Genomic DNA, 18,681 nt, shown 5'->3' with positions numbered 1-18,681 from the left:
GGAGAAAAAGATATGGATATGACAGAGAAGATGGCTTCAGAGGCAAAGCGTCCTTGGTATAGGAATATGCCAGACCCGATGGTGCTGATTTTCATGATACTGGTTGCGACATATGTACTGACATTTATTGTTCCAGCCGGTGAGTTTGAGCGTGTGGTCGCCAATGGCCGAACTACAGTAGTACCGGAGTCTTTTGCTTATTTAACCGATACTCCAGCGGTTCACTTCTTTGATATTTTTGTCGCCATTCCAAAGGGCCTGATCAGTGCAGCGCCTTACCTGTTTATCGTGTTTATCGCAGGCGGCTTATTCCACATTTTGCAAAAGACGGGTGCACTTGAAAACGCCATTGGTGTTGCAGTGAATAAAGTTGGCGTTAAAAACCGTAACGTTATCATCACTGTTGGTACCTTCATTTATGGTTTCTTTGGTGTCGCAGTTGGATTTGAAAACAATATTGCCCTAGTGCCAGTAGCGGTGTTGATTTCAGCAGCGGTTGGTTACTCATCGCTGGTGGGAACAGTGATGGCTGTTGGTGGCATCGGTATTGGTTTTGCACTGTCGCCAATCAACCCTTATACCGTGGGGGTGGCTCAGGGCATTGCTGAGTTGCCTACGTTCTCTGGGGCGTGGCTGCGTACCTTGATGGTTTTGACATCCCTGGCTGCCTTGGCGTACTTCATTTGCGCCAAAGTAACAAAAATGGACTTTAAAGAGCCGGAAGGTGTTGAAGGGCTGAAGAAAGATCTTTCCGAGTACCAACTAGGCGGTAAAGACAAAGCGACGCTGGGCGTCTTTTTGGCTGGCCTTGGCATCATGCTATACGGTGTATTTGCTAATGGCTGGTACATCAATGAAATCGCAGGCCTTTTCCTATTGATGGCGATTGCTATCGGCATGGTTAATGGCTTGGGGGCTAACGGTATCGTCAAGCAGATGATGGAAGGCGCTTCTGGCGTGACGGCTGGTGCCTTGGTGATAGGTGTTGCTGCCTCTATTCAGGTGATTTTGGACCAAGCACAGATCATCGACACCATTGTGAATGCTTTGAGCTCACTGATCCAGGATATGCCTATCGCGGTATCCGCTATTGTTGCCAGTGTGGTTCAAGGTGTCATTAACTTGTTTGTTCCGTCAGGCTCGGGCCAGGCGATGGTTACTATGCCAATTCTCGTGCCTGTTGCTGACTTGGTCGGTATGAGCCGTCAGCTGATGATCACCGCATTCCAAGTCGGTGATGGCCTGACAAACCTAATTGTTCCAACGTCTGGCGGTACGCTGGCTATGCTGGCACTGGGCCGTGTGTCTTATGAGCAGTGGTTGAAAGCCATTCTGCCATTCATGGTGCTGGTCTACGCACTGTGTTGGGTGGCGTTGTTTATTGGCCAATTGGTTGGCTACTAATTTTTCACTGAGATGTTATGACGATTTCACTTATTCACTTTAACCCCGAGATAGGGACCTCCGCATCGATTACAGCAACCGGTGGTGTGTCCGTCGGTGGCTATGTGAACCATAGCTGGCGTGGTCTAGGAGGCTGCGCCACTCAAGGGTTATTCACTAATCCTTGGTATGCCGAGAAAGCGAAACAACTATTGCTTGAAGGCTTTGATAGCAGTGAGGTTATAGCACGGTTGAAAAGTGAAGATGCTGGGTTTGAGCAGCGTCAGTGTATGGTAATGGATAGACAGGGCTCGACGGCATTTATTCACGGCAACGAGAATATTCCGGTTATTGGTTCAGTTGCGTTTCCGCATATTGCGGTCGCTGGCAATATGTTGGAGAACGAGAGCGTACTGCATGGTTTTGCAGAAAGCTTTATTCATGCGGTATGTACCAACCCTGAACAGGTATTGCAGCATAATGCGGTGCCAAGCTATTGCGAAGATTATGAGCAATTATTACCCGAAGTATTGATTAGCTCTTTGGAAGCGGCGCTCGCAAGTGGTGGTGATAAGAGGGGGACTTATTCGGCCTCGCTGCGTGTTGAAAGCCAGACTCAAGCTCCGGTTGATATTCGGGTTGATTGGTCTGATAGCAGTTTGATTGCCGATATGCGCAAGGTGTTGGGGCATGTAAGAAGTGCTGGCTTCCAGTCGTTCTTGAGCCAATTACCGACAGCGTAATCTTTCACTTGACGGAATCAATTTATGACAGAGCCTGCATTAGCAGGCTCTTTTTTTGCAGTCTTTATCGGCAGTCGTAAGCAGTGCCAAGCAAAGAGACCGAAGTAGTAAAGTTGTGAGGGCTCATGGTGACCACAGTATCGGCACCCATACGGAAGGCGTTGTTTTTCAGTTCATTGACCGCGCCTTGGATGAGGGCGTCATTGCTGTAGAACAGGTAGGAATACCAGTGGCCTTCGTTGCCGGTGACTTCACCGACCCAGTTGCATTGGTCGAGGCTGGGTAGGCTGGTGGTAAGCACTCGGACTTGGTCGGCTTGCGAAATCAGCTCTTCACTGGGAGTGGCACAGCCAAATAGAACCAGGCTGAACAAACCTGCCAATAGTGTTTTTCTCATGTCGCTTTCAAATAGCCCGCTGGTGAAACCTAAAATCGGCGCTAGATTACCACCATAATGACCACCTGCTAAATGATTTTTGTGTAAAGGTTTTTCTCTGAACTAATCCCTAGCAACCCAGTGCTATCAAGGGATTGGATGTGTTTACCGTTTCGCTTTTTCATTGTGCTGAAAGCCATCTATGCTCATCTTGGAGATTTATTTTTTAAAAGAACGTTGTATTTCAACAGAGCGGTGAATAGCTAATGGACGAGAAACAGAAAGTAAAAGATCTGCTGGTCGCAACCCGGTTTGGTGTGTCTGCACTGGAGATGGAGACCATCATCAATGTGAACCGGGATACAGCGTTGGCTATTATTGCCGAGCTGAAAATCGAGGGAGAGGATATTCAAACATTCGGCGAGGATCAGAACCCCGCCGAGTTAGTGCTGTATTCTATTGGGGCGATTGAAGAAGGGATTTGAATGTTAAAACCCAGAAATACCTTGATAGATGGCTGTCAAACCGCTGGCTAGGCAAAGCAGCAAGGCAAATTTTCTCACTACGCCTTGCGATAGGTTGCCGACAACCTTGTTCGCCAACCAATAGCCCAAGATAGCCGCTGGCAGCAGTGGCAGGGTGATCTGAATGTGATCTATGTTGAAGTGGCCGTAAAACGACAGTACAACCAGAGACATTATCGAAGTGATCACAAAGAATGCCGACAGGTTGCCACGAAGCTTGGCGGCTTCTTCGTGTTGCATCAAAAGGGCCATAGGCGGTCCGCCGATGGAAGAGCTGGTTCCCATCACGCCAGACATAAACCCGGCAACTAGCATCCTGTTCGGCGTGGGCTTCAAACGGTATGGCAGGGCGCTGATACCTACGGCAATGAGCACCATGGCACCCAGCCATAACGAAAGCGTTGCACCGGATACCACAGTTAATAGAAAACCACCGAGTAATGAACCCGGCACTCGGCCAATAATGGCTGATTTCAAGCCGCCAATGGACACACTGCTCCGTAGCTTGAATGCATTGATCAAGGAAATAACCAGTGCAACCAAACAGATAGGGGCTGGTACATATTGTGGTGACAGTTGAAACAGTAATGGGGCCGCGACTATCGCTAACCCAAAGCCGATAGCTGTTTGAACAAAAGAGCCAAGAAAGATAAGGGTGGCAGCAAAAATGACTGTCGACTCATACATCAAGGGATACCTAAAAAGTCAATAATAACAGCGCCTTATTGCTGTTATTCTAAAGAGGCGGTAAGCATATCATGAGGAGCCGAATAGCTAGAAGATCTATTGTCAGGAGGTGAGAATTTCGCGGCTTTTTCAATTAGTTTGAAGTGCACCTATTGGGACTGTAAGCGAATCGCTGCAATTTCTTCGGCGTCGATATTGAGTGATTCCAAGAACTCCTGATGGGCATCAGGCTCCATTTTTTCAAACTGCTTATGCCAGTTCATCATCTCCTCTTCATTGAACCCGGCACTGCGCATGATCTCGACCCAACGCGCTTTGGTTAGTTGGTCTTTTTCAAGTAATTCAGGTTCTTCCAAAAGCATTAAGATGGCTTTTTGCTGCTGGCGCAAGGTCTGGATTTCTTGCTCCAATGCGTTGAATTGATTGCGTAGGGTTTGTTCTTGCTTGACGGTTTTATTGCGCTCAAGCATCGGACCAATCTCTTGTACCGGAAGGCCAAACGAGCGGTATGACAGAATACTCTTTAGCCTAGCCAGTTCCTTGTCGCCGTACCAGCGGTAACCGTTATCTGAGCGGCTTGCCGGATGCAGCAGGCCCACACGCTCGTAGTAGAGTACGGTAGTGCGAGATATATTGCAGGCCTTGGCCAGCTGCGTCACGGTTAGCATGCGGTACATTCCCTCTTAGCGGTTTTCAACAAGTGGTTGGCTTATTTTCTTTTTATAAAGCATAGGTAGCATTGCGCTCAGTATAATCACCAAGGTTCCTGTGATTGCCAGTCCGTTTGGCGTTTCAGCAAACAGCCAGTAACCAATAGCCATAGAGTAAATAATCTTAACGTATTCGACATTGGCTATCACGTTTGCCTCGCCATACTTATAAGCGGTAACACCGATCCACTGGGCGATGGATGAGAGAATCCCGACACAGATGAGTAGCAATAGTTGTTCGCCATTTGGCCATGTCCAGTTCAGCAAGCTGGGTACCAATGCCATTAATCCGACAAAGATAGCCTGATATGCCAGTAAAGTGATTTTGGACTCGACTTGGGCAACTTTGCGAACACAAATCACCGCTACTGCTGCGCCGAACGCCCCCGCCAGCCCCAGTAATGTATAGGTCAGTGAGGTTTGCTCGAAACTTGGCTGGACCACCATCATCACACCGATGAAGCCAGTAATGATGGTAAACAAGCGTGAAGCACTGACCTTTTCAGCAAGGAAGAGGTAGGATACAGCCGCCACAAACAGTACTTGGGTAAAGCCCAACGCTGTGGCATCAGCCAGCGGAATATTACTGACGGTGACAAAGCCGAGAGATAACGCAGTAAAAGCCCCCAAGATACGGAATGTATGTAATTTCAGGTGCTTGGGTTTGAGTAACAAATCGATATTTTTAACAATAGCGGGCATCAGCAAAGTAACGAACACTAATTGGCGGAAAAAGAGGATTTGGAAAACCCCAATATCATCACTCAGTACCCTAACCAGGACGCCGACCAGGGTAAATAAGGCGGTCGATACCAAGGCAAGTAATACCCCTTTGAGTGTGGGAGAGAGTCCGGCTGAGGTATGTTGCAGATATTGTGAAACCGAAAGACGATGAGAGTTGACAGACATACACTTTGACCTCTGTTTTGTGACAGGGGGCGAAGGTTAAAGCCTACACCGGTAGACGGGTCAATGGATAATGTTCATTTGATTTGAAGGTGGATGATTAATGTGTGTGGTGATATTTTAAATTCATAATTCTATTGAATTTTATGAGGCCAAGGATGGAAGCGCTGATTGAACAATACACCAATGCTGACGAGGATACTCGCCTAACTCGCCAGTATATTACCCGGATGGAATTTGATACCACCATGCATGCCTTGCATGGTTGGCTAACACCGGGGGCCAGAGTCACTGAACTCGGTGCTGCGACTGGACGATATTCGCTGACGTTCGCCCAGATGGGTTGCAAGGTCACAGCGGTTGAACTGGTACCGGATCAGGTTAGGATCTTAAGGGAGAAAGCTACGGAGTCTGATATTGATATAGATATCCACCAAGGCTCTGCCTGCGAGGTCCCTTTTATCGCCGACAACTCGCAAGATCTGTGTGTGATCCTTGGGCCGCTTTACCATTTGCAAATGGAGCAAGCGCGTAAGGAGGTGATGGAAGAGGCGATGCGGATCCTCAAACCGGGTGGGGTGATGGCGGTCGCTTATATTTCGCGCTTTTTTGTTGCAGGTTTATTTGCCCAACACTTTCCGCACTTGATCACTCCCCAAGTTCTTGACCAGTTGCAAAGAGAAGGTTTGGTGTCATCACCTGAAGCCGCACAGTTTTTCAATGTGGGCTATTTCGCGACGCCGAAAGAGATGGAGCAACTTGTCGATACGCATGGTTTTGCTATTGAGCGTCATATTGCCACCGATGGTTTTGGCCGCTATTTGGCAAGTGGGATAAACCACTTCAGCCCTGATCAATATGACGCATGGTTAGCTTATCACCTTAAGTCCTGTGATGAACCAAGCTTGTTAGGTGCCAGCAACCATGGCTTGGTGATCGCCAGGAAGAGCCTTGATGATGGTTTGCCGCAGAATATTAACTAACGGCGAGAAAGTCTTGTTTCGTTAGCTTCATTGGTGTTACTGGCGAGCCATAAAAATCGATGGTTTCGCCTGTTACTTCCGCTCCGAACCGATTAAGTATGGCTACTGTGGTGTCTCTGGCATCGATGACGATGGAGTCTGTGATATTGGTGAAGATATCACTCAGTGACTCGGTTGCCAGCTTTTTACCAATGCCATAACCGCGAAAGTTGGCGTCGATAAAATAACGCCCCCAGTGCCATTCACCATCAATTTCCCAGCAGGCTACAGCGCCGATGACATATTCGCCGCAGCGGGCGACCCACCATACATAAGGCTGGTTAGGATCAAGAGGGATTAGCTCCTCGGGAATACCTTGTTCGCCGTTGAAGACATGCTTTATAAGGGTATCGACTTCGTGCTGGTAATTGGGGTTTAGCCTTTCTACTTTGACCCGGAAATTGTTGGGTTGGAAATTGCTCTTGAATGCGTTTAATCGGAGCGTCCGCAGGCCATTTTCTATGCTATTGAGCTGGTCAGTTTCCAGTCCTTCAAGGAAAGCCGCGAAAGCGGTATCAGCGGATTGGTTGGCATGCTGCAGGGCTGCTTGGCCATCTGGCAGGAGCTGATAGATTTTCTGCCGCTTGTCAGCAGGATCAAACTGAACGGAGAGATATTCTTTATCGATTAATGTCGTCAATGTCCGGCTCAGTGACGCCTTTTGGACATTGAGCTGGATGGCCAACTCATGAAAAGAGGTACTGCCGTTGCGATGCACATAGGTCAGGATGTGAGCCTGCGACAGTGACAGGTTGGAGTTCAGGCAGTTTTTGTCGAGCAGTCCCAGTTCCCTGATGAGATAGCGCAGCTCACTGCGTATATTGCTGATAGCGGTCGGTGACTCAGACATTGGGCATTTCCTTATGCTTGAATATTTATTCACGCTACCGCTATTTGTTGATAGTGTCAACAAACTCAGTTTTATAGCTTACCAAGTCATTATCACTAGGTTTTCTGATTGCTATACAAGGCCTTAATCGTCTCTTTGAGCCAAGATATTTTGGGATTTTGGCTGTTGCGTTTGTGCCAAATCATCGTAAATGGGATCAGCAAGGTATCTAGTTGCTGTTTCTCCATCGGGATTGGTAATGCCGTTAAATCGGGATGCATCTGCTGGCAATAGCGTTGGCAGTATTGCGGCGCGGTGGTGATCATCTGGTGGCCCGGTTGGGCGGCTATGAACAGGGACTGTTCGAAACTTGCCATGGTAAGGGCTACATGGCGGGTGAGTCCTTGCTCAGCGAGGACTTCATCCAGCGCCCAGCTTTCGCTTTTCTCCCACACGATATTGATATGTGAGTACTTGAGGAAGGCCTCCATATTCCACTCATGTTGCAGAGCTGGGTGATCTTTACGCAGATAGACTTGCGGCAAATCTGCAAATAACACCTCGTAGTCGATGAAGTAGGGCAGAAGATCCAACGACTCTTTTGAGCGGGGATGGCTCTCCCTGCCGGTAAAGCCGATATCGGCTTCACCACGGGTTATCGCTTCCAATGAGTCGTAATCCCAGTTGCTCACTTTCACCTTGGCATCCGGGTAGCGCTGGTAGATTTGCTGCGACAGCTCATTGAACATGATCAGCAGTAGCGGTGATTCCATGGTGAGATTGAAGTGCACACCCTTGGGCGTTTCATCACCGCGTTTAGCCAATAACTGGCTGCCGATTTGCAGCCAGTCGGAGAGATCGTGCGCCATGCCGAGTGCCAGCGGTGTCGGCTTTAGCCCCTGAGGTGTCTTGACGAACAAGGGATCGTCAAACCACTCCCTGAGTTTGCTGAGGGACTTACTGACCGTTGGCGGGGTCACATTCAGCTTCTTGGCCGCCTTGGTGACGCTCTGCTCCTGCAGCAACAGCTGCAGGGTGAAGAGCAAGTTGAGGTCAAGGCGTGCTAGTGATTTCTTCATTGGCTTTACAACAGGTTGGCATCGAAGGCAGTGCTACCAATAATATTAGAGCCGCTGAAATAACACCACCCACCGCCAAAATGATAATCAGCATATTGAGCGCCGAGACACCCAGCAGGCCCATCAACCAGATATAAAAAGCCGATGCACACACCTGGGCAATGCCGAGGATAGAGCTCGCCATACCTGCACGTAGCGAATAAGGGCTCAGTGCTTGGCTCATGGTGATGCCAAAGCCAATCGAGAAACCTGCACAGATAAGGCCAAAGCCGATCAGGTTAGCCATCTGATCTAATATATCGAGTCCAGAAGTCATAAGAACGATTGCTGCTGTGGCAAATAGCCCTTGCGAGAACAGCATTAAGCTGCGCTGCTTGAATATTCCTAGTAGGAAAGGGGCGGAAAATGAGGCGAGCATGCTAACCAGTGCGGTTAAGGCCATGGTAGTCGAGTACCCGCCACGATCAAAACCCATCACGTCCATGACCAGCATAGGCGAGACATTCACATAGGTCAGAATAGTGGTTACACCGATTGAGGTGATGACAACACGGCTGATGAAATAGCGCTCGAGAAAAGGTTCAGTGGCATCAAGCGTGGAATCACCGGACTGCGGTGAGTCAGAGCTTTCTGTACTTTTTTGACTGCGACGGTTCGCATTGCTTTCTTTGAGCACAAAGACCGATAAGAGGCATACAACGATACCCATGCCCGCCATTGTGGTGAACAGGCTTGGCCATGGGAACTTGAGCATGATCAGGTGGCCGATCACCGGTGCTATCACAGGGACAATGCAGGTAATGCCATTGAGCATCGATAGCACCTTGGCCCGGCGCTGGTCATCGAGGGTATCGCGCAAAATAGCAAAGGCAACCACATAGCAAGAGCCTGCGCCAATCCCCTGGGCAAAGCGGGCAATCAAGAAAGTGGTGCTGCTTTCAGCCTGGCCACCTAGCAGTGAGGCAAAAATAAAGATGATGGTGCCAGTAATGGCAACAGGCTTACGGCCAATGGAATCAGAAAGCTTACCCGCGAAGAACATGGTGGTCGCCATGCCTGCAAGGTAAATCGAAAAGGCGATGTGGAGCTGTGACTCGGTTGCACCTAGGTCACTGGCAATTTGTGGTAAACCGACCAGATACAGGTCGATAGCGGTTGGATAGAGCAGAACGAGTGCAAAACTGCACAGAAGAAACCGGATCATAAATACCTCGTTGTTGTGTCGAGGGGAGTGTAGTGGGGATCCGGTTAGCTAACGAGTTGCCATTTTGACAACAGGTATTTCCATTAGCGACATAAGTAAATATTAAGCCGTGTTGCTTTGCTCTAGTTCAAAGCTGGCCAATCGCATTACTGGCGGAGTCAATAAGCTCAATGGCTTCCTCATTGCGGGTTTGGATTAATGCCATAAATAACAGATCAGTAATGCAGTTTTGCGCTGTCCGGGAGTATATCGCCGAGGTTCGTGCCTGTGTTTCATCAGCAATAGTATCGAGCTGGATATCAGCCATACGCCGGATTGGACTGTCATTGAGCCCTGTTATGGCAATAAGTGTTGCGCCCCGCTGTTTGGCTATCTCTGCGGCAATGACAACCTCTTTCCGGTTACCGGTAAACGAGCACACCACCATGGCATCATTGGCATTGAGTGTTTGTGCAATGGTGATTTGAACATGGCTGTCCAATTCACACAGTGCCGTAATGCCGATCTTCATGAGTTTGTAGGACAGATCTTTCATTACGATGGCTGATCCACCCAGCCCGACAAGGTGCACCTTGTTGGCATTATTGAGCACGGTGACTGCCTTATCCAGATTTTCGTAGTCCAGGGCATTGGTAGTTTCTACTATGGCAGATAGCTTACTTTGCGAGAGTTTCTGCGCCATCACCTTAGCGGTGTCATTTTGCTGGATATCACCGTGCAGGGTACCTGATACATCGAGTACCTTTTTGCGGGTTAACTCTTCATTTAGGGCTTGTTTGAGAGCCGGAAACCCTTTGAATCCTAATTTCTGAGCCAGTTTAATAATACTGGACTGGCTGACTCCGGCTTGCTCGGCAAATGCCGAGGATGATAAGCCGACGACGCTCTCTGGCGCGTCAAGGATCATCTGGGCAATCTTCTGTTCATTGTTGGACAAGCGGTCAAATTGGTTAGAGATTTTTGCAATTATCGCCATCGTTGTTCCTTAGCCAGTCGTTTTGATGAGCTGTTCTTCTTCTGCTCGATGTATTTTCTCTCATTGGAATAAAGTATTCCACTTTAGCTACTTAATTATTATTCCAAATTCAACCTGTCTATTCCTAGGTTTTTCTAATTTTAGTTTTTATTTATCAATATCATGCAGTGTTGTGTTGATTCTGGTTTGTTGGCTTATTCTCATTTCTACCAGTGTTTGGAATAGATTATTCTGTGATGTTGGTAACAAATTAAGAATACTTTATTCAATATTATCTCCGCATTGATTTTGGGAGAACACCATGACTATTAACTTAAACACCCTAATTACGGAAAGCCGTAACCCAGCCAGTGCCAGTATTGATGAGCTGAGCACCTTCGACATGCTGGAAGTGATCAACGGGGAAGATAAAAAAGTCGCGATAGCGGTGGAAGAGACCCTGCCGCAGGTTGCCAAACTGGTAGATGCCATTGTCTTGGCGTTTGAGCAGGGCGGTCGCTTGATTTACACCGGGGCAGGGACATCGGGTCGTTTAGGGATTCTGGATGCAAGTGAGTGCCCGCCAACTTATGGAACTCCTGCCGAGCAGGTTGTTGGCCTGATTGCCGGCGGTCACAAAGCGATTTTGAAAGCGGTCGAGAATGCTGAAGATAATGTCGAGCTTGGCCAGCAGGATCTGGTTGATTTGAACTTTGGCCCAAAGGATGTGCTGGTGGGTATCGCCGCTAGCGGTCGCACGCCATATGTCATGGGGGCAATGAAGTACGCTAAATCGGTCGGGGCGACAGTGGGTTGTATTTGTTGCAACCCCAATGCCCCAATGGTTGAAGAGGCCGATGTTGCCATCACACCAATTGTTGGACCGGAAGTTGTCACCGGCTCATCGCGAATGAAAGCAGGCACGGCACAGAAACTGGTTTTGAACATGCTGACGACTGGGGCAATGATCCGCACCGGTAAAGTCTATGGCAACTTGATGGTCGATGTAGAAGCGACCAATGCCAAATTGGTAGAACGCCAGAAAAAGATTGTGATGGAAGCGACAGAGTGCAGCCGCGAAGAGGCTGTTGAGGCATTGGACGAGGCAGGAGGCCATTGTAAAACGGCTATTGTCATGATCCTCGCTGGCGTTTCGGCACTGGAGGCTCATGAACTTCTTGGCGCTAACAATGGATTCACCCGAAGAGCAATTCACAACGCACAATAACGAATAATAACGCACAGTAATGACAAGGAACGAATGATGGCAAAAATTACCTCTGGGATGATAGATAGCATCCTGTCGGCAATCGGTGGTCAAAATAATGTTGCCCGGTGTGGCAACTGTATGACCCGTCTTCGCCTGGCTTTGCATGATGAGATGCTGGCCGACCACGATCAAATCAAACGTATCGCTGGTGTAATGGGCGTGGTTGAAAGCGACAGCCAACTGCAAATTATCCTAGGTCCCGGTAAGGCGCAAACAGCGGCTGAGATGATGAATGCTATGCTGGGAAGTGTTTCTGCGGCCAGCGCTGATGCTGGGTCGCTCAAAGACATCGCTTCGGCCAACAAAAAGCAGATGAAAGAAAAACAGACCAGCGCAATCCAGCGTTTTCTGTCAAAGTTTGCCACCATCTTCACTCCCTTGATCCCCGGCTTTATTGCCGTGGGTCTATTGCTGGGCTTTGCTACTCTGCTCGAGCAAGTCTTTATCCTGGGTAACGAAGCGCCAAATACCCACCTTGTCGAATTTACCAGTTATATGAAGGTGTTCAGTAAGGGCATGTTTGCCTTTTTGAGTATCTTGATTGGTTACAATGCCCAGCAGGCATTTGGTGGTTCGGGGGTAAACGGTGCGATTATCGCCTCACTGTTCGTGCTTGGTTATGATCCGGAGGCAGCCGCCGGCATTTACTCCGGTATGGATAACTTTTTCGGCATGCCGATTGACCCTCGCGGTAACATTATCGGGGTGTTGATTGCGGCTATCTTAGGGGCCAGCGTTGAGCGTCAGGTACGAAAATTCATGCCGGATAACCTCGATATGATCCTGACTTCCGCAGTGACCCTGCTGATTATGGGTGCGGTGACCTTCGTTATTATCATGCCGCTCGGTGGCGTGTTGTTTAATGGTATGTCGTGGTTGTTTGTCAACCTCAACGGTAACCCGATCGGCAGTGCTATTTTGGCTGGTTTGTTCCTGCTGTCAGTGATGTTTGGAATTCACCAGGGTTTTGTACCGGTTTACTTTGCCCTGATGGATGTCCAAGGCTTTAACTCATTGTTCCCTATCCTTGCCATGGCTGGTGGTGGCCAAGTCGGTGCGGCTTTTGCCCTATACATGCGCGCCAAGAAAGACTCTATGTTGCGCACTCAGGTTAAGGGCTCCATCGTTCCGGGCATACTGGGTATCGGTGAGCCATTAATTTACGGTGTCACCTTGCCACGTGTTAAACCATTTGTGACCGCTTGTTTAGGTGGGGCTGTCGGTGGCTTCTTTGTCGGACTGGTTGCTTACCTTGGCCTGCCAGTAGGTCTGAATACCGTGTTTGGTCCTTCGGGAGTGGTTGCATTGCCACTGATGACGTCAAATGTGGGGATTTTTGCCGGGATGGCGGTATATGCTGCGGGCCTAGCAGTTTCTTATCTTGCTGGATTTATCCTGACCTGGATGTTTGGCTCGAAAGATGTTGATTTGTCTTAGCAGCCGTTGAATGAGAAAAAGCCGGCCCTTTTGAGGTCGGCTTTTTTTTGCCTGCTGCTTGGATTACCAAACAGATAGGATTAACCAAACAAGTAGGTGTACATGTAGCCTGCGCCAATCGCCATGCCTAGGATGACGGTTAGGAAGGCGGCAATCATCTGGTTCTTGAAGATAGACTTGAGCAGGATAACTTCAGTCAAGCTTGCACCTGCACTACCGATGATCAAGGCCATTACTGAACCCATCGCCATGCCTTTTTTCACCAGGGCTGCGCTCAATGGGATCACCGCTTCAGCACGGATGTAGAGCGGAATACCAATCACTGCTGCCACTGGGATCGCATACCACATCCCTTCGCCTGCATACTTGGCAATCAAATCAGTCGGGATGAAACCGTAGATGAAAGAGCCAATTAAAATACCTAGCATCAGGTAAGGAAGTACTTGCTTAAAGTCTTTCCAGGTTGCGTGCCAGATACGTACCCAGCGGCTTTCTTCTTTCACAGTCAGTACGGCTTCACCACAACCGCTGATTTCTACTTCTACCTCTTCTTTGCTGCCACAGCATGAGCTGGCAACAGGTGCTGGTTCCGGTGTTGCTGTGCAGCATGATGTCGCTGGTGCTGCTGGAGTACCACACGATGATGCAGCTTTTGGCGCTGTTTTAGGTGATGAGTCACCACAAGAAGTACCACAGCTAGAACCACTATCAGCAACTTGATAAGCCTCTTCACGGACATAGCGTTCGAAACCAAGTTTCTCGAGCACGTATCCAGCAATTACCGATACTGCTAGCGCCACCACGAAGTAGAACACCGCCACTTGAACGCCGAAGGTCACCACAAACAAACCAATGATCACAGGGTTAAGCAGTGGGCTGGCAAACAAGAACACCATCATCGGGCCAAAGCCGGCACGGGCACGAAGCAGACCTTTTAGGAAAGGAATGGTCGAGCACGAACAAAATGGTGTGATAGAACCAAGTAGCGCAGCAATAAAGTAGCCTTTGCCGTTGCGCGAGCTCAAGATCGACTGGATCTTCTCCGGTGTCAGGAACTCCTGCAGGACACCGACTAGGTAGCTAATCACTAAAAATAGAACGGTGAGTTCAGCTGCAAGGAATAGGAACATACCGGCAGCTTCTTTAAACATGTTAACGAATTCAGGACTCATGGTTACGGCCTCATTTGCTCGTATATTTCGATATATGTCGAAATATAGGCTCGAAGCAGATTGGTGTCAATTAGTTATTTCTAATTTTATCGAAATAATTTTTAAGGTGAAACTATCTTGCTGGCGAATATATGCTTAAGAGATTGGAATTAAAGGATTAATAATGGAAGGCGACAAGAGGCTAGGATCGCCCCTTGTTTTGTCTGTGGAGATGATTTCAGCCGTAAGGACGGATCGTCAACTCAGTCTTCTGCGACAAAGACGTACATGTCACCGCGACAGTGGTTGACGCTGTACTCGATGACCTTGCCCTTGGCATCATGGGCGATTTGCTTGATCAGCAATACCGGAACAGCTTCGTCGAGGCTGAGGTGGCCGAGGAATTCATCGGTAGGCAACTGGGCACTGACCCAGCTTTTGGTGCCGGTCAGGGTGATATTCTGGCTACGAAAGTAATCGTAGAGTGAGAGCTGGATTTCGTCGGCATCGGTGATCAGGCCGACAGGAACATAAGATTCTTCTACCGATACCGGCTTGTCATCGATGTAGCGGATCCGCTTGAGCAGGAAGACATCCTCGCCTTCGGCCAAGCTGAGCTGCTTAGCAACATCACCGTTGCAGGGCACGACTTCTTTTTTAATCCACAAAGTATCGGGGCGTTTGCCTTTCAGTACCACCTGCTGGGAAAAGCCCTTGGGCTCTTTGAGTGAGTACTCCAGGGTGTCGCTAATCATGGTACCCGAGCCGCGAGAGCGGACAATGACGTTTTCTTTGTCCAGCACATCCAGTGCTTTGCGCACCGTAATGCGCGAAATGCCCAACAGCTCGCTCAGTTCCCGCTCGGTGGGCAGGTAGTCACCGCCAACCAACAGTTTTTGCTGGATGGCTTGTTTGACGGTTTCAGCGACTTTCACGTAAAGCGGTGACTTGTCCTTTTGTTCGATACGCTCTTTGATGAGACTGATCAAGCTATTGTAATTATTCATTTATTCATGCTTTGCCTTGAGTACTGGTTTGATTATACCCAAGCCGATAGGTTGTAGCCATAACGCCAGTCCAACTGTGACGGCCATCAACACGGCACAAACCTGGTAGGCTATTTGGTAGCTTCCGGTGCTGTCGACAACCAGGGCGGCAAGCATAGGGCCGATAAAACCGCCCATACCCCAGGCGGTATAGAGAATACCGTAGTTGGTGCCGTAGTATTTCAGTCCGTAGAACTGGGCCATCAGAGAAGGAAAGACAGCCAACAAAGCGCCGTAGCCTACCCCTGCCAAAGCGGCACCGACGATCATCAACGTGCCGTTTTGGTAGTATGAGAACAACAGCATATTGAGACCCTGTAACACGAAGGCCAGCGTCAATGTCGGTAAAGCGCCTATGCGATCGGACAGCATGCCCGTTGCCAACCTACCACCGGAGTTGAAAAGGGCCAGAGCGACAACTAAATAAGCAGCGTCATGGATATCAGCTTGAATAGCTGCAATGGATGTGATGTTGGCAATGACCATCAGGCCAGCTGTCGAGGAAAAGGCATACATCAGCCATAGCATGTAGAAACGAGGCTGGCGAACCATTGCCCGCCAAGGCGTATCTTGGTTTGGTGTGACGTTGTTAGCGGATGCGGTATTGCCTTGGGGCGTTACTGATCTCGATGGAATTTTCGCCGATGGGGCTGTTTGGGCTGTTGGTGCTGGTGGAAGATAGCCTGACGGTGGATTATCGATGGTACAAGCCAGCGGCAGGGCGATTAGCAGCAGGGCAGAGCCAAGAAGGTAAAAACTGGTGCTGATACCGTATTGGGCAATCATGAAGCTCACCAACGGGGCCAAATAAACCGACGCAATACCAAAAGCGGTGGCGATAAGTCCATTAACCCAGCCTTTGCGGGACGGGTGAAACCACTTCATGGCAACGGGATTGAGGCAGGCATAGCCAAATCCTATTCCGCATCCCGTCAATAGACCAAAGGTCAGTGTAAGCATCATAGGTGTTAGATGCAGCCCCGACAGCAACAAGCCAATACCAGCAAGGAAGGTACCAGCAATAAGTACTTTGCGCGGGCCGATTTTGTCCTGGATGATACCTGCGGCGAGCACAGCAAGTGCCAATACCCCGATGGACAAGGTATAGGGGAGCGAGGCTTGGGTGTTGCTCCAGCCAAGCTCCACGATGAAGGCGTTTTTAAACACACTCCAAGCGTAAAGGATACCGATACACAAGTTGATACCGCAGCAGGCGGCAAGCACTCGGGTTGCTTTTGTATTATTCATGGGCGTGTTTTCTTTTTATTCAATGCTGTTTTGCAGATATAGGTCGCCAGCCAAAGGCGCATAGGCTCCTTTGGCTGGTGGATGGCTGTTTTATGTATTTATCCGTTTAGGATTGGCTGAATATTGATTGATTCGATCAGTAGCGAGATAGGTAGTCTGAAAGTGCCTCGCGATCTGGCGCGCAGTCTCCGCCACGATGGCTGACCACAAAAGAAGCCACCGCGTTGCCTAGCAATACCGCATCAGGTAATTCCCAGCCCGATGCGAGCCCGGCGAGTACCCCGCCAGCATGTGAGTCACCAGCCCCGATGGTATCGACAACGGTTGCTGGGAATGGTGAGACATTACCGGTCTGATTGGCATCGGCGAACAAGGCACCGTCACTGTCAATACGTAATATGAGCGGGCACTGGTTTTGTTCGAACCACTGGCGAGTAAAGGTCTCGGCACAGCCCATACCCAATACTTCTGCTTCTTGGCGGTTAAGCGAAACAATCGGCTTCAAAGCTAACAGGCGCTGGAACAGCGTATCTGGAATATCGGCAATGCGTGGGCCGAAATCGACGAAAGCATCAACCGTATCTGGTAGCGACTCCAACCAAGCCACCAACTGTTCGCCACTTGGCGAGGCCAGCTGATAGCCCGACAAGTAAATCAAGGCATCATCAGCCAGTTGAAGGCTATTGAGGATATCTTCATCCCAATGGTTTTCTACCCCGCTGACTGAGATAAAGGTTCGCTCGCCGTCCGGTTCAACCAATGCCATGCACCAGCCGTTGTCGCCTTTGTCGGTTTGGATCTCGCTGGTAATGCCGTTTTGCTCCAGGCTTCGGCTGATAAGGCTAGCCCAGTTGCCCTGGCCTATCGGCAGGGCGTTGAGCGAGTCTATCTCTAGGCGCTTTAGGGTGATTGCAATGTTGAGGGCGCAGCCGCCAATATGCAGCCCTTTCTCTGTCACTTCCAAGTCGCCGCCGCGCACAGGCAAGGCCGCCGCCTCGGTGACGATATCAATCACCGCCGCACCAATTAGGCACAACTGACGTTGGTTGTGCAGGCTCGGCAGTAGGGTTGTCAGGGCATTATGCGGCATAGGTTTTCTCCTTGTTTATCCGCATTTTAGTGAAGGCTGCGCTGTAGCGGGTGAAGTCAAGCTGGTTGGCTTCATCTAGCTGACGTTTCAGCTCTGGGTCAATGCCTTCGATGCCAGATAATGCACCACAGATGGCGGTTGCCATCGCACCGATGGTATCGGTATCACCGCCTAGGTTGGCACAGAGGATCGCACAGCGGTTTGGATCAGTACCAGCCAGTTCAACCATGGCAATCGCAGCTGGTACAGATTCAATCGTGCTGGTGCCGGCACCGACTAAATCATAGATTTGCTGCATCGCGCTCTCAACACCTAGGTTGCTGCGGGCGATAGACAGAGCTAACTCAATACGTGCTCCCATCGAAGCGCTGAAGGTGGTGGTATTTTTCTCTTGGGCCGCTCTAGCAATGGCAGGCAGCTGATCACTGATGGTTGTCCAGCTGTCACCGTCGATCGCTTTGGATACTGCCCAAGCAATGGTTGTTGCACCGGCAATGGCAACATCAGATTTGTGGGTTGGGCTTGAAGCCAGCCAGACCTGATCGATAAAGCTATCTAGGTTGTGGGTTGGTAGTAGGCAGCCCAGCGGTGAAACACGCATCGCCGCGCCGTTGGTCACGCCGTTGTTTTCCAGTTCGCTGATTGGTGTGCCTGCTTTGATGGCGGTCATTGCGGCTTTTGATGACGGGCCAAAGACATTCTTGTTGAAGGCATCGAAACCTTCTGCCCAAGTCATTACGTTGCGGGCAATAAGGTCTGGGTTGATTTCGCCATCGCACTCAATCAAGGCGTCAGCAAGCGCTAGTGCCATTGAGGTGTCATCGGTAAAGTGGCAGGCATCGAAATAGCAAGCGGCATTGTTTTCTGCCGGGCCTGGAAGAAAGCGGTCAATCCAACCGAAATGGGCTTTAACTCGGCTGCGCGGCCATAGTTCAGAAGGCATCCCCATTGCATCACCCAGTGCTTGACCGTAAAACGCTCCAAGAATGCGACTTTCTGTATTGTTATTCATTGACTACAC

Annotated in this window: 19 protein-coding genes; 6 read left to right on the top strand and 13 right to left on the bottom strand. The window is 49.5% G+C overall.

Going from position 1 to position 18,681, the window contains the following annotated elements; translation table 11 throughout:
* Positions 1-12 precede the first annotated feature (12 nt).
* Together ACXAD4_RS21730 and ACXAD4_RS21725 are read left to right on the top strand one after the other, a co-directional pair.
* Positions 13-1,404, top strand: coding sequence for a YfcC family protein (locus ACXAD4_RS21730; RefSeq protein ID WP_475244049.1), 1,392 nt, complete (start codon positions 13-15; stop codon positions 1,402-1,404).
* 17 nt (positions 1,405-1,421) lie between these two features.
* On the top strand, positions 1,422-2,126 hold the full coding sequence (locus ACXAD4_RS21725; RefSeq protein WP_475244047.1) for a DUF1028 domain-containing protein: 705 nt from the start codon (positions 1,422-1,424) through the stop codon (positions 2,124-2,126).
* 64 nt (positions 2,127-2,190) lie between these two features.
* Here the strand turns inward: ACXAD4_RS21725 and ACXAD4_RS21720 are convergent, their stop codons facing one another.
* Positions 2,191-2,523, bottom strand: coding sequence for a DUF4156 domain-containing protein (locus tag ACXAD4_RS21720; protein ID WP_475244046.1), 333 nt, complete (start codon positions 2,521-2,523; stop codon positions 2,191-2,193).
* 245 nt (positions 2,524-2,768) lie between these two features.
* On the opposite strand from ACXAD4_RS21720, the gene ACXAD4_RS21715 reads away from it, so the two are divergent.
* Positions 2,769-2,987, top strand: a complete 219-nt coding sequence (locus ACXAD4_RS21715; RefSeq protein ID WP_475244045.1) for a hypothetical protein — start codon at positions 2,769-2,771, stop codon at positions 2,985-2,987.
* Positions 2,988-2,990: 3 nt separating this feature from the next.
* On the opposite strand, the gene ACXAD4_RS21710 is transcribed toward ACXAD4_RS21715, so the two are convergent.
* From ACXAD4_RS21710 to ACXAD4_RS21700, 3 genes are all read right to left on the bottom strand, one after another.
* Positions 2,991-3,713 (bottom strand): sulfite exporter TauE/SafE family protein, encoded by a 723-nt coding sequence (locus ACXAD4_RS21710; protein WP_475244044.1) that lies wholly within the window; start codon positions 3,711-3,713, stop codon positions 2,991-2,993.
* 149 nt (positions 3,714-3,862) lie between these two features.
* Complete coding sequence (locus ACXAD4_RS21705) at positions 3,863-4,381, bottom strand: MerR family transcriptional regulator (protein WP_475244043.1); 519 nt, start codon at positions 4,379-4,381, stop codon at positions 3,863-3,865.
* Positions 4,382-4,396: 15 nt separating this feature from the next.
* On the bottom strand, positions 4,397-5,332 hold the full coding sequence (locus ACXAD4_RS21700) for a DMT family transporter (RefSeq protein ID WP_475244042.1): 936 nt from the start codon (positions 5,330-5,332) through the stop codon (positions 4,397-4,399).
* A 155-nt stretch (positions 5,333-5,487) separates the two neighbouring features.
* On the opposite strand from ACXAD4_RS21700, the gene ACXAD4_RS21695 reads away from it, so the two are divergent.
* A complete protein-coding gene (locus tag ACXAD4_RS21695; protein WP_475244041.1) occupies positions 5,488-6,312 on the top strand; it encodes a class I SAM-dependent methyltransferase in 825 nt (274 codons plus the stop codon).
* Here ACXAD4_RS21695 and ACXAD4_RS21690 read toward each other — a convergent pair.
* The 4 genes from ACXAD4_RS21690 to ACXAD4_RS21675 form a co-directional block, all read right to left on the bottom strand.
* On the bottom strand, positions 6,305-7,201 hold the full coding sequence (locus tag ACXAD4_RS21690) for a GNAT family N-acetyltransferase (RefSeq protein ID WP_475244040.1): 897 nt from the start codon (positions 7,199-7,201) through the stop codon (positions 6,305-6,307). The genes ACXAD4_RS21695 and ACXAD4_RS21690 overlap by 8 nt on opposite strands.
* 95 nt (positions 7,202-7,296) lie before the next feature.
* On the bottom strand, positions 7,297-8,259 hold the full coding sequence (yidZ, locus tag ACXAD4_RS21685; RefSeq protein WP_475244039.1) for an HTH-type transcriptional regulator YidZ: 963 nt from the start codon (positions 8,257-8,259) through the stop codon (positions 7,297-7,299).
* Positions 8,234-9,463, bottom strand: a complete 1,230-nt coding sequence (locus tag ACXAD4_RS21680; RefSeq protein WP_475244038.1) for an MdtL family multidrug efflux MFS transporter — start codon at positions 9,461-9,463, stop codon at positions 8,234-8,236. The genes yidZ and ACXAD4_RS21680 overlap by 26 nt, the downstream gene beginning before the upstream one ends.
* A 127-nt stretch (positions 9,464-9,590) precedes the next feature.
* On the bottom strand, positions 9,591-10,439 hold the full coding sequence (locus ACXAD4_RS21675; protein ID WP_475244037.1) for an SIS domain-containing protein: 849 nt from the start codon (positions 10,437-10,439) through the stop codon (positions 9,591-9,593).
* A 301-nt stretch (positions 10,440-10,740) separates the two neighbouring features.
* On the opposite strand from ACXAD4_RS21675, the gene murQ reads away from it, so the two are divergent.
* Together murQ and murP are read left to right on the top strand one after the other, a co-directional pair.
* Positions 10,741-11,646 (top strand): N-acetylmuramic acid 6-phosphate etherase, encoded by a 906-nt coding sequence (gene murQ, locus ACXAD4_RS21670; RefSeq protein WP_475244035.1) that lies wholly within the window; start codon positions 10,741-10,743, stop codon positions 11,644-11,646.
* Between the two features lie 36 nt (positions 11,647-11,682).
* Positions 11,683-13,125 (top strand): PTS N-acetylmuramic acid transporter subunit IIBC, encoded by a 1,443-nt coding sequence (gene murP, locus ACXAD4_RS21665; RefSeq protein WP_475244034.1) that lies wholly within the window; start codon positions 11,683-11,685, stop codon positions 13,123-13,125.
* An 80-nt stretch (positions 13,126-13,205) separates the two neighbouring features.
* On the opposite strand, the gene ACXAD4_RS21660 is transcribed toward murP, so the two are convergent.
* The 5 genes from ACXAD4_RS21660 to ACXAD4_RS21640 all read right to left on the bottom strand — a co-directional run bounded on the left by ACXAD4_RS21660 (position 13,206) and on the right by ACXAD4_RS21640 (position 18,672).
* On the bottom strand, positions 13,206-14,297 hold the full coding sequence (locus ACXAD4_RS21660) for a permease (RefSeq protein ID WP_475244033.1): 1,092 nt from the start codon (positions 14,295-14,297) through the stop codon (positions 13,206-13,208).
* A gap of 242 nt (positions 14,298-14,539) precedes the next feature.
* Positions 14,540-15,283 (bottom strand): GntR family transcriptional regulator, encoded by a 744-nt coding sequence (locus ACXAD4_RS21655; protein WP_475244031.1) that lies wholly within the window; start codon positions 15,281-15,283, stop codon positions 14,540-14,542.
* Positions 15,284-16,570, bottom strand: coding sequence for an L-lactate MFS transporter (locus tag ACXAD4_RS21650; protein ID WP_475244030.1), 1,287 nt, complete (start codon positions 16,568-16,570; stop codon positions 15,284-15,286).
* 136 nt (positions 16,571-16,706) lie between these two features.
* Positions 16,707-17,660: a PfkB family carbohydrate kinase gene (locus ACXAD4_RS21645; protein WP_475244029.1), complete on the bottom strand. Its 954-nt coding sequence runs from the start codon at positions 17,658-17,660 to the stop codon at positions 16,707-16,709.
* Positions 17,650-18,672, bottom strand: a complete 1,023-nt coding sequence (locus tag ACXAD4_RS21640) for an ADP-ribosylglycohydrolase family protein (protein WP_475244027.1) — start codon at positions 18,670-18,672, stop codon at positions 17,650-17,652. Before ACXAD4_RS21640 ends, ACXAD4_RS21645 begins: the two co-directional genes overlap by 11 nt.
* Between the last annotated feature and the right edge of the window lie 9 nt (positions 18,673-18,681).

It is taken from the genome of Photobacterium sp. AWH4_225 (assembly GCF_056158405.1).
This window is presented reverse-complemented; position numbering and strand designations above follow the sequence as displayed.